We start from the raw sequence: 11582 nt of genomic DNA, 5'->3' as shown, positions 1-11582 counted from the left end.
TTACTCCGACCGCCCGAAGCGCAGCAGCGAATGGCAGTAGCCGATGCCGTCGCGCGCGGTGAGCAGCTTGAGGCCGGCCGCTTCAGCCAGGCGCACGTAGTCGCCGCTCTCGTAGATCTTGCTGTTCCCGCTGGCCATGGCCGTGAAGTACGGCGAGGTGTTGATCAGGCAGTAGGAAGCGATGTCGTAGCGCTGGCGGTCCCAGAAGGTGTCCATCACCAGCAGCTGGCCCTGCGGCGCCAGTGCCGCGGCGGCGCGCTGGAGGATGGTGGCGATCGCCGGCTCGGAGAAGCAGCTCAAAAATTGGCTCATCCAGATCACGTCCATCCCCGCCGGCAGCGCCAGCGCGGCGTCGAGCAGGTCGGTCGGGTGCAGCTGCGCGCGCGCACGCACGCCGGCCGTTTCGAGCGTGGTCGAAGCGACCGACAACTGGCGCGGCAAGTCGACCAGATGCAGCTCGACGTCGGCGTTATAGGCCAGCGCGGCGCAGCTGAATTTGCCCGTATTGGCGCCCACGTCCATCACCTTGCGCGGCGCGGTCGCAAACACGTCCGGCATGATCGAGGGGAAGGAGGTGTCCGAATAATAGTGGTCGAACGCGAACCAGCTGGTCTTGGCCGGCTCCGACAGTTCCGACAGGCCCTGGTACAGCGTGGGCCACTCGCCCAGCGCTTTCAGGCCAATCGGCTTTTCGGCGTCGAGCGACTCGTCCAGCTTGAACAAGCCCTGGTAGCAGACATCGTGATTGAAGTCGATGTTGATCTGGGTGATGCTGTCGGTAAGGACGCAAAAGCCAGCCTTGTCGAGCGCATAGCGGCCATCGTGCACGAACACCACGCCGGCCGACAGGCAGGTTTCCAGCACCACCTTGAGCGCGTATTCGGTCCAGCGGCCGGTGCCCGCCATATCGGCGATGGACAGCCCCGTTTCGCCGGCGTCGGCCAGCGTTTGCAGCATCCCGCGCTTCCACGCGTAGCGCACGCACTGGAATACGACCGGGCCGAAGGCGATTTTTTGCGCTTCAAAACGGGCTTCAAAGGCAGTCTGGCGATCAGGGGAGAATTTTTTATCTAACATACGACGCTTTAGGTTAAGTACCAAACAGGATGCGACCGCCGGCGTGCTGCCCGGCGTCGGAGAAATAACGGAAATGCAGGGTGCCGCTGGCGCCGTCGGCGGCGCTGTCGTACTTGAGCTCAAGGTGGAACGGGGTGTCGGGCCTGACCACCTGCTGGAACTTGAGCGCATGGATGGCACGGAACATTGGCGCCATCGCAAAGTGCTGGCGGCCGTAGCGGATGGCCCAGTCGACCTGCACCACGCCCGGCAGCACGGCGGCTTGGGTGAAGTGGCCGTCGAAGTAGAACAAGGTCGACGGCACGACCATTTCGAGCAGGGTGCGCTGCGCGTCCTGCTCCAGCAGGCGCACCTGCGGCACGCGCGGACGGGCGTCGCCCACGCCGAGCAGCGCAAGCAGCTGTGCGTGCGTGGTCTTGCCCTGGGCGTTGAGCGGCAATTGATCGAGGTAGCGCCAGCGGCGCGGCAGCGCGACCGCTTCCACCACGCGTCCCAGGTGGGCGCGCAGCAGCGCGTTGAGGGCCTGCTTGCCTTCGGCGTCGAGCAGCGCGCGGCCGCTGGCCGACGGAATCACGAACCCGGCCAGCACCTGGCGCTCGCCGGCCCGCTCGGGGCAGACGATCACGCGCGCTTCGCTGGCCAGGCCCGATGCCACCAGAGCGGCTTCGATGGCGTCGAGCGAGATGCGTTTTTCTTCGATCTTGACCAGGCGGTCGCCACGGCCGAGCAGCAGGAAACGCCCATCCGGCGCGGGGTTGACCCGGTCTTCCAGCGCCAGCCAGGCATCGTCGCCCAGGTGGGGCGACTGCACTTCGAGGCGGCCGCTGTCGGGCGCGATGCGCCAGGCGACGCCGGGCAGCGCTTCCCATGCGCCGGGCGAGCCGGCGTGGTGGCGGCGCCATGCCACGCCGCCAGTTTCCGAGCTGCCATAGATTTCGGTCGGGATCTGGCCGAGCAGGTGGGCGGCCGCCACCGATGCGTCGGGCGCAAGCGGGCCGCCGGACGAAAACACCGCGCGCAGGCAGGCTGCCGCCGCGCTCCAGTCCAGGTGAGCCGGCAAGCGTTTCAAGTGGGCCGGGCTGGCCACCAGCACGCAGGGGCGCTGTCCGAGCATCTGCGCGAGCTGCTCGGGATAGGCCAGGCTGGCCGCGTGAATCGCGCGGCCGGCGGCCAGCGGCCACAAGACCTTGAACAGCAGGCCGTAAATATGCTGGTGCGAGACGGTCGAGAAAATGTCGGCCTCGCCGATGGCGGGACCGAACAGTGCCTCGAGCGTGGCCACTTCGCTGGTGAGCTGCGAGAGTTGTTTCGGGATCGCCTGCGGCGCACCGGTGCTGCCGGAGGTATGCACCATCAGCGCCGGAAAAGCGCCATCGGGACCGCTCCATGGCAGCGCGCAGGCGTCGTCAAGCGCCGGCCGCAGCGCTTTCCAGCGCGGCGCGAACTCGCCCAGAAAACAGTCGACCGAGCGCGCCAGCGCGATGCAGCTGGCGTCGAGCGTGTCGGCGGTGAGCCACACGGTTTTACCGGCCTGCCATGCGCCCAGCAGCGCGGCGGCGAATTCAAGGCTGTCCTCGATGTACAGGGCGGCGTTGGTGCCGGAGGTGCGCAGGGCCAGCGCGCGCCACGCTCCCACGCGCTCGCGCAGCGCGCCGATGGTGACGGGCGCGCGGACGCCAGCCACCTCACGCCAGCCGGCGATGGCGGCGCCATCGCGTGAACCGAGAACAGAAAACAGATCAACCATGATGCAATCGCTTAAAGCGCAGACGTACCAAAAATTCAGCGGCGAACAGTACGCCCATCAGACCGTACGCAATAACGCCGTTGTACAACGACCAGACCTCTTGCGTGGCCCACAGCGCGGTGCCCAGCGCAATGGCGCCGTTCACCACGAAAAACACGCACCATACCTTGGTCACCGTGCGCGTGTACGCCACCGCCGCGGGCGGCAGGTCCGGCTCGCGCATGCGCGCGAAGCGTTCGACCATCGACACCGGCGTGGTAAGTGTGTAGGCAAATGCTCCCAACAGGGCGGCATTGACCAGCACCGGGTACAGTTTCAAGGGCAGCATGGCATTACCCATCACCGTGACGGCGGCCAGCGCCAGGGCGCCGGCAACCGACCAGCGTGCAGCCAGGCTGACCTTCATGGCAGGCAGGCGCGCCAGGGCGGCCAGCACCAGCAGCAGCGCCAGCCAGCGCGGCTCCACCCTCCCCTGCCCGTACCAGACGGCCAGCGGATAACACAGGGTGAGCACGACCGACATCGCGGCCAGCAGCCCTGTCAACAGGCGCATGCTTATAACGCCTGCTCCTCGACCAGATCGTCAAGCGCGTTGACCACGTCGCCGATGGTGCGGATGGTCTTGAACACTTCCGGCTGCAGGCGCTTGCCGGTCAGCTGCTTGAGCTTGACCGCCAGGTCGACCGCGTCGATGCTGTCGATATCGAGATCGGCGTACAGGTTCGAGTCGGCCGTCAGCGAGGATTTATCGAGCTCGAACATGTCGGCCAGCAGATCGACAACCCACGCATACAGCTCGTCACGGCTCATATTGTTTACGTCTACCATACAAACTCCTTACTTTTTGCGGTGGGTTTCAATCAGGGCCGCCAGCGCGCGCACCGACGCGAAATGGCTGCGGGTGTCTTCCGAATCGGCCGACAGCGAAATGCCGTAACGCTTCTGCAGCGCGACGCCCAGTTCCAGCGCATCGATCGAGTCCAGGCCGAGGCCTTCGACGAACAGCGGCGCGGCGCTATCGATATCGTCGACGCTAATATCTTCCAGTTGCAGGACGTCGATGATCAGTTGTTTGACTTCTGTTTCAAGCATGGCCTTGGTACTCTCCAGTAAAAAATTGTTGCAGGTGGTCCGTCAGATGACGCACCGCCATTACTTCGCTCACGCCGGCGCCAAGAAAGGTGCCGACCTCGATATCGTCTTTCACTTCAAGCCGGAACTGCACAAAGCGCTCCGGCACGCGCCACCACTTGTCGCCCTTGCCGAGCGTCGGCGGCTGGCAGTCGATCAGCACCGGGGTCACGGCGCGCGCGCCGCGCACGGCGATGTTGGCGGCGCCGCGTTTTAGGCTGATCGCGCCGCCGGCCGGGGTGCGCGTCCCTTCCGGGAAGATAATCAGGTTGTTCCCGGCACGCAGGGAGGCGATGCACGCCTCGACCAGCTGCTCGCCGCTGTCGTTGCTGATGTAGCCGGCGGCGCGCACCGGACCACGGGTGAACGGGTTGTTCCACAGGTGACTCTTGACGATGCAGTCGGCGCGCTTGACGAACGCCATCAGGAACACGGTATCGATCAGCGATGGGTGGTTCGCGAGAATCAGCAGGCCACCCCGTTCGAGCTTTTCGAGCCCGATGAATTCATAGCGCAGCACACCCAGGCCGCGCATCAGGCCCACAAACCCGCGAAACGTCAGGCGCAGGATGGCGCGTGCCGCGGTGACGCGCGCGGCGCGCTCCCATACCACCACCTGCAGCAGCGGAAAGACCGCGATGCGCAGCAGCAGGCCGCCGATACCGAAGGCGAGAAAACTGATGCCGGTGGCGAGTACGCGCCAGTAGCGGCCGATCCGGTCAAACATCGCGCGTCCAGGTCCAGCGCTGCCCGCCCGCCTGGCGCACCAGGCTCGCGGCACCGCTCAACTGGAAGTGCAGCACATCCAGGCCACCGGGCTGGGTCGACGCCGGCGCCGTGCCGTCGGCGGCGTCGCAGGCAAGGCCGATGGCGTGGGCGCCCGGCGCGGTCATCAGCCATGCCCACGCGTGCGGCTGCTCGTCGCAATCCTCGAAATGCGCGAGGGCCGCCGGCAGTGCGCAGTCGTACACCACCAGCAGGACCATGGGCGCGCCGTCGGCCAGCAGGCCGCAGGCTTCGACCACGCCATGTTCGACGGTCGCCGCGCCGGCCGACAGGGCCATGTGATTGGCGCGGTCGGTGCGTGCGATCGAGAACAGGCCGGCGCTGGCGTTATGCACGGCCAGGCCGAAGCCGGTCGGTGACATCGGCTCGCCCTGCGACAGCTCGCCCAGCAGGTCCACCGCGCGCGACACTTCGCCATGACGCGAGCAGAAAACCGCCGCAATATCGGTGCGGCCGTCCAGGCAGCGGTAGGCCACCTCGAGCGCCATCTTGCCGAGGAAGCCGGCGCGCCGGCGCAGCATGGCAGGCATCGCGGACACGGCCGGATCGGGACCTTCACCGATTCTGACCGGCGCCTGTGCCCATCCGGCCCAGGCCTCGGCCGTTGCCAGTCCAGGCGCCCACGCAGAATGCGCAGCAATGGAAAACTTGAGGCCGTCTACTCGCATTTTGTTACTTATTTCTCTAAGGTACGTACAGCCTAAATTATAAACTGCCGGTAATGCTGGCTCCTAGAGGAATACTTCCATTCGAGAAACTAAAGTAGCAGCAAGCAACAGAAGGTCCGAATTGTCCCACTGTTACGGGATTTTATGCAAATAAATATCTGATAAACAACAGAAGAGGCGCATTAGAGGGGATTGGGGAGCAATAAACGCGATGCCGGCTGGTGCGCCGATAGCGCGAAACTGCAGGACTGCGAGTTGGGAACAAACGGAGAGGCGCGAATAATACCGGAAATCTGGCTTTAAATGCAAACCCGGGCTTTGTTCCCGGTTTTGCATTTGTTTGTTTATGGAGGCAGGGCCCAGGCTGGACAAGCGATCCACGTGCGCGGCGTTGCGCCGCGACGAACTTTTACTTTACTGCGCTGTCATACCATCATCGGCGGTGATGATCGCACCGTTGATGAAGTGGCTTTCCTCGGCCGCCAGCAAGAGCAGCAAGCCGTCCAGGTCTTCCGGCTTGCCCGGGCGCTTGCGCGGAAGCATGTCGATCAGTTTCTGGCCTTGTTCGGTGGCGAAATATTCTTCGTTGATTTCAGTGGATATATAACCAGGACAAATCGCGTTGACGTTAATGCCATATTTACCCCACTCCACCGCCATTGCCTTGGTCATTTGCACCACACCAGCCTTGCTCATGCAATACACGCCAATTTGCGGCAGTACGCGCAGGCCGGCCACGGAGGCAATGTTGATAATACGATGCTGTTTTTTCGGGTCGCCCTTGGCGCGCTGGATCATGCGCTTGGCCGCTTGCTGGGCCACGAAAAAGGCGCCGCGCAAATTGGTGTCCATAACATAGGAGTAATCTTCCGGCGTCACGTCGATCAGGCGCTGGGTGGTCGAGACACCCGAGTTGTTAACCAGGATGTCGATCGGGCCGGCTTCGGTTTCGGCGTGCGCAATGGCCGACTTGATGCTCGCCAGATCGGTCACGTCGAGCGAGACCACGTGCGCGGCGCCGCCGTCGGCTTCGATTTCGGCACGCAGCTCCTTGAGGCGGTCGGTGCGGCGCGAAGCCAGCACGACCTGGGCACCTGCGCCAGCGAGGGCCTTGGCGAAGCGCGCGCCCAGGCCGCTCGATGCGCCGGTGATCAGTGCGATTTTTCCTTCGAAATTTACTTCAATACCCACGATCGGCTCCTGTGCGGTGGTCTTGCGAAAGCATAATGATGTCACAAATTGCCAGTATTAGATGGCAGCGTCTAATATTGTCCGTAAAATGGCGCCAAAGTTGCAATCCTCGACAAAAAGCCGCACACTCGTGCTTAAATTTTTCTATCCCATGATGAGACCATGACAGAGCCTATCAACATCCTCGAACAATACGGTCCGCGCGAAGCAATGGAGTACGACGTTGTCGTCGTCGGCGGGGGCCCTGCCGGCCTGTCCGCCGCCATCCGCCTGAAACAAATGGCGGCCGAAAAGGGCCAGGAAGTGTCCGTTTGCGTGCTGGAAAAAGGCGGCGAAATTGGCGCACATATCCTGTCCGGTGCCGTGATGGACCCGCGCGCACTGACTGAACTGATTCCGAACTGGAAGGAACTCGGCGCACCGCTCAATACGGCCGTGACCGAAGACCGCATCCTGTTCCTGACCGAAAACAAGGCCTACCAGGCGCCCGGCTTCATGACCCCGGCCTGCTTTGAAAACCACGGCAATTACGTGATTTCGCTGGGCAATGTGGTGCGCTGGATGGGCCAGCAGGCCGAAGCGCTCGGCGTGGAAATCTTCCCGGGCTTCGCTGCCGCGGAAATTCTGTACAACGAGAATGGCTCGGTCAAGGGCGTAGCGACCGGCAATATGGGCGTGGACCGCCACGGCAAGCCGACATCGGCCTTTCAGCTCGGCATGGAACTCCATGCCAAGTACACCTTGTTCGCCGAAGGTTCGCGCGGTCACCTCGGCAAGCAGCTGATGGTCAAGTACGACCTGAACAAGGGCAAGGACCCGCAGTCGTACAGCATCGGCATCAAGGAATTGTGGGAAATCGATCCCGCCAAGCACAAGCCGGGCCTGGTCATCCACACCACCGGCTGGCCGCTCAAGTCGGATACCTATGGCGGTTCTTTCCTGTACCACATGGAAAACAACCAGGTCATGGTCGGCTATGTGATCGGCCTGTCGTACGAGAATCCGTATCTGTCGCCGTATGAAGAATTCCAGCGCTACAAGACGCACCCGGAAATCCGCACCTTCTTCGAAGGCGGCAAACGCATTTCGTACGGCGCGCGCGCGATCACGGCCGGCGGCCTGCAAGCCTTGCCGAAGCTGGTGTTCCCGGGCGGCGCGCTGATCGGCTGCGAAGCGGGTTTCCTGAACATGAGCCGCATCAAGGGCAGCCATGCGGCGATCAAGACCGGCATGCTGGCGGCCGAATCGGCCTTCGCGGCGCTGGGCGAGCAGCGCCAGCACGACGAGCTGTCGACCTTCCCGACCGCGTTCGAGCAATCCTGGCTGCACGAGGAATTGCACGTGGCGCGCAACGTCAAGCCGTGGCTGTCGAAAGGCCTGTACCTGGGCTCGATCATGACCGGCATCGACCAGCTGATTTTGCGTGGCAAGGCGCCATGGACTCTGCACCGCGATTACGGCGACCATGAATGCCTGAAACCGGCGGCAAACTATGCGCCGATCGCCTATCCGAAGCCGGATGGCAAGCTGACCTTCGACCGGCTCTCGTCGGTGTTCATTTCGAACACCAACCATGCCGAAGACCAGCCGATTCACCTGACGCTCAAGAATGACAGCATTCCGGTGTCGGTGAATCTGGCGCAGTATGCCGGTCCGGAGTCGCGCTACTGCCCGGCGGGCGTGTACGAGTACGTGAAAACCGACGAAGGCAAGGACCGCCTGCAGATCAATGCGCAGAACTGCGTGCACTGCAAGACCTGCGATATCAAGGACCCGACCCAGAATATCGTGTGGGTGACGCCGGAAGGCGGCGGCGGGCCGAATTACCCGGGGATGTAAGCCCGGGCGACTGCATCAGCTCCGTCGTTCCTGGCACTGCCGGGAACGACGGACTGCCTTCAATGCGGCAAACGCGGTATCCCCGCAGCGGCCATCGTTTCAAATTCCTCCGCCGGCATCGGCCGCGCAAACACATAGCCCTGCGCAAAATCGCACCCGGCATCGACCAGCAGCGCGCGCTGCACCTTGGTCTCCACCCCTTCCGCCACCACTTTCAGCCCCAGCTTGTGCGCCATGACAATGATGGCTTCGCACAGCGCCAGGTCGCCCACATCGTTTTCCAGGGTGGCCACGAAGGATTGGTCGATCTTCACGTAATCGATGTCGAAGCGCTTGAGGTGCGACAGCGAGGAATAGCCCGTGCCGAAGTCGTCCAGCGCCACCTGCAGCCCCATCGCGCGGAACTGGCGCAGGCGTTCGATGACCTGGTTCGCCCCTTCGAACAGCACCCCCTCGGTAATTTCGATGACGATGCTGTGCGCCGGCAGGCCCAGCTCGTTCAGGTAGTCCAGCCAGCTCAGGTACAGATCGGCATCGCGCCGGAACTGGACCGGCGACTTGTTGACACTGATCTGGAACGATGGATCGAGGCTGTGCTGCCAGCGCTGCACCTGCTGCGCCACTTCGCGAAACACCCAGTCACCGATCTCGACAATGAGCCCGTTCGACTCGGCGAACGGAATGAATTCGGCCGGTCCCAGCAGCCCGCGGGTCGGATGGCGCCAGCGCAGCAGCGCCTCGGCCTTGTGCACGGCGCCCGTCTGCAGCGACACGATGGGCTGGTAGACGATTTCGAACTGGCGCAGCGCAATGGCCGCGCGCAAGTCGTCGGCAATGCTCTGGCGCGCCTGGGCGGCGTGCTGCAGGCCGGGCGTGAAATAGCTGAACTGGTGGCCGCCCGCGTTCTTGGCGGCGTACATGGCGCGGTCGGCGCGCTCGACCAGCTGGTCGATATCGCGCGCGTCCGGCGGGTACAGGGCAATGCCGATGCTGGCCGACACAAAAGCTTTCTCGCCGCCCAACTCGAACGGCAGGGCCAGCGCCGCGATCATGGCGTGGGCAATGCGCTCGACGCTGCCGATATGGTCGAGCCCCGACAGGATGACCGTGAACTCGTCGCCGCCCTGGCGCGCCAGGGTGTCGCTCGAGCGCACGCAGTTGGCGATGCGGCGGCTCGCTTCGACCAGCACCAGGTCGCCGCGTGCATGGCCGAGGCGGTCGTTGACCTCCTTGAAGTGGTCGAGGTCGATGAACAGCAGCGCCAGGAAATCGGCGCCGCGGTCGGCCTTGCGTGTCTCGTGGCGCAGGCGGTCCATGAACATATGGCGGTTGGGCAGCCCGGTAAGCGTGTCGTAGTTGGCCTGGTGCCAGATCAGCTCGGTTGACTGCTTTTGCACGGTGATGTCGGTCACCAGCGCCAGCGCGCCGAGGCAGGCGCCGTCGGCGTCGAGGATGGGGCTGGTCGACATGGAAGTCCAGACCACCCTGCCATCCTTGCCGATGAAGCGGTATTCGCGCGGGGCGGGCAGGCCCGGGGTGTGCTCGGCGATGCAGTGTTCGAGCATGGCGATGCCCTCGTCATCCATGAACGAGATCAGCGGGCGGGCCAGCATGTCTTCGATGCTGTAGCCGAGGATGTGCGCCATGCGCGGGTTGACGAAGGTGGTATGGGCGGCGGCGTCGATTTCCCAGATGCCTTCGCCGGCGCAGTGGACGATGCGGCGCAAGCGCTCCTCGCTGCGTTCGAGCGCCGCCAGCCTGCCTTCGGCGCGCTCGACAATCAGGCGGCAGGCCTGGCCGCTGCCGTCGGCGCTGCCGTGCAAGGTGACGTCGACGCCGCCGTCGTTCGGCGTTCGCAGCCGCACGCGGCAGGTTTCGCCGGTGTGGCTGTTGAGGGCGCGGGCGAAAAAGCCGTCGAAATCGGGCAGGAAGGCGGGAACCACGAAGGCGCGGAAATGGTGCAGTCCTGGATTGGCGCGCGCCACGCCCAGCATGGTGGCCCCAACCAGGTTCACCTTCAGCACGGTGGTGTCGAAGGCCAGCAGGCAGTAGCCGACGGGAGCGAGCAGATACAGGTCGCCCGAGCGCGCCAGGTCTTCTTCGTGGCGCAGGCGTTCGATGGTGACGCCGCTGCTATCGGTGGGAGGCGCCTGCGGCGCGCCGCGCGCCAGGACGGGCAAGGCTGCGGGCTCGCCGGGGTCGTAGGCGAAGGCGCTGCCGGGCAAGGCGCGGTCGGCGCGGCGGGCACGCGCCTGCGCGGAGCCCCCCTGCGTTGCCGGATCGTGATCGTTGTCCATCTCACCTCGCACACATTGCACACGCCAGCGGACACCTGCCACGCACCGGCAAAACGGATCGTGGAAGCACTGTGGACTAGACTAGCATGGGCGTGGGCGCCATGTCGAGCGCCACCACCGATCGCGCCGCAGATTCGCGGAGTCGAAGGCGAAGGCGGCGGACGATCCTAGCGGTGCGCGCGGTTCAGGCGCCGTTCGAGATAGCGCTGCAGCGCCTCGAACAGCAGGCTCAGGCACCAGTAAATCAGGGCCGCGGTCATATACAGCGGCAAGGGATTGGCGCTGCCGGCGACCGCTTCCTTGGTCGCTAGCATGAGCTCGCTAATGGTGACGACCGAGACCAGCGAGGTATCCTTGATCAGGCTGATAAGGGTATTGCTCATCGACGGCACGGCCACGCGCAGCGCTTGCGGCAGCACCACGTGGTACAGGGTGGCCCAGTAGCCCAGGCCCAGGCTGAAGCTGGCGCGCCACTGGCCCTGGCTCACGCCGAGCACGGCGCCGCGCAGGCTCTCCGACAGGAAGGCGCCGGCATTGAGCGAGAGCGCCAGCACGCCGGCCACCACCGGCGGGAAGTCGATGCCGATGCTGGGCAGCCAGTAATAGATCACGTACAACTGCACCAGCAGGGGCGTGCCGCGCATTGCGCTCACATACAGTTCGGCCGGCGCGCGCACCAGCTTCCAGCGCGACAGGCGCATCAGCGCCGTGGGAAAGCCCAGCGCCAGCCCGCCAACCATCGAGGCCAGCGCAAAGATCACCGTGTAGCCGGTGCCCTTGAGCATCGAGGGCGCGGCGTCGCGCAAGAGCTCGGCCAGCGCGGCCCAATCCATCAACACCGGCCCC

Annotated in this window: 11 protein-coding genes; 1 reads left to right on the top strand and 10 read right to left on the bottom strand. The window is 64.4% G+C overall.

The genetic code is table 11. The features are described 5' to 3' along the window. From CR152_RS20690 to CR152_RS20655, 8 genes are all read right to left on the bottom strand, one after another. Positions 1-1077 (bottom strand): class I SAM-dependent methyltransferase, encoded by a 1077-nt coding sequence (locus CR152_RS20690; RefSeq protein ID WP_099877921.1) that lies wholly within the window; start codon positions 1075-1077, stop codon positions 1-3. Between the two features lie 13 nt (positions 1078-1090). After that, complete coding sequence (locus CR152_RS20685; RefSeq protein WP_099877919.1) at positions 1091-2824, bottom strand: ApeI family dehydratase; 1734 nt, start codon at positions 2822-2824, stop codon at positions 1091-1093. Continuing rightward, complete coding sequence (locus CR152_RS20680) at positions 2817-3377, bottom strand: COG4648 family protein (RefSeq protein ID WP_099877916.1); 561 nt, start codon at positions 3375-3377, stop codon at positions 2817-2819. The genes CR152_RS20685 and CR152_RS20680 overlap by 8 nt, the downstream gene beginning before the upstream one ends. Positions 3378-3379: 2 nt before the next feature. Continuing rightward, positions 3380-3652 carry an acyl carrier protein gene (locus tag CR152_RS20675; protein WP_229413486.1) on the bottom strand — a complete coding sequence of 91 codons (273 nt, stop codon included), beginning with the start codon at positions 3650-3652 and terminating at the stop codon, positions 3380-3382. Between the two features lie 9 nt (positions 3653-3661). Next, positions 3662-3916, bottom strand: coding sequence for a phosphopantetheine-binding protein (locus CR152_RS20670; RefSeq protein ID WP_099877909.1), 255 nt, complete (start codon positions 3914-3916; stop codon positions 3662-3664). After that, entirely contained in the window at positions 3909-4682 is a 774-nt protein-coding gene (locus CR152_RS20665) for a lysophospholipid acyltransferase family protein (protein WP_099877906.1), read from the bottom strand. Before CR152_RS20665 ends, CR152_RS20670 begins: the two co-directional genes overlap by 8 nt. Beyond that, entirely contained in the window at positions 4675-5280 is a 606-nt protein-coding gene (locus tag CR152_RS20660; protein WP_370663826.1) for a beta-ketoacyl synthase chain length factor, read from the bottom strand. The genes CR152_RS20665 and CR152_RS20660 overlap by 8 nt, the downstream gene beginning before the upstream one ends. 543 nt (positions 5281-5823) lie before the next feature. Continuing rightward, entirely contained in the window at positions 5824-6600 is a 777-nt protein-coding gene (locus tag CR152_RS20655; RefSeq protein WP_054263022.1) for an SDR family oxidoreductase, read from the bottom strand. A gap of 162 nt (positions 6601-6762) precedes the next feature. Here CR152_RS20655 and CR152_RS20650 point away from each other — a divergent pair, with 162 nt between their 5' ends. Beyond that, entirely contained in the window at positions 6763-8439 is a 1677-nt protein-coding gene (locus CR152_RS20650; protein WP_208640166.1) for an electron transfer flavoprotein-ubiquinone oxidoreductase, read from the top strand. A gap of 59 nt (positions 8440-8498) precedes the next feature. On the opposite strand, the gene CR152_RS20645 is transcribed toward CR152_RS20650, so the two are convergent. Both CR152_RS20645 and CR152_RS20640 read right to left on the bottom strand, forming a co-directional pair. After that, positions 8499-10736, bottom strand: coding sequence for a putative bifunctional diguanylate cyclase/phosphodiesterase (locus CR152_RS20645; RefSeq protein WP_099877901.1), 2238 nt, complete (start codon positions 10734-10736; stop codon positions 8499-8501). A 167-nt stretch (positions 10737-10903) separates the two neighbouring features. After that, positions 10904-11569 carry an amino acid ABC transporter permease gene (locus CR152_RS20640; protein ID WP_208640280.1) on the bottom strand — a complete coding sequence of 222 codons (666 nt, stop codon included), beginning with the start codon at positions 11567-11569 and terminating at the stop codon, positions 10904-10906. Between the last annotated feature and the right edge of the window lie 13 nt (positions 11570-11582).

The organism is Massilia violaceinigra (assembly GCF_002752675.1).
Lineage (GTDB): Bacteria > Pseudomonadota > Gammaproteobacteria > Burkholderiales > Burkholderiaceae_D > Telluria_A > Telluria_A violaceinigra.
Note: the sequence above shows the minus strand (reverse complement) of the source record. Positions and strands in the feature narration are given on the sequence as shown.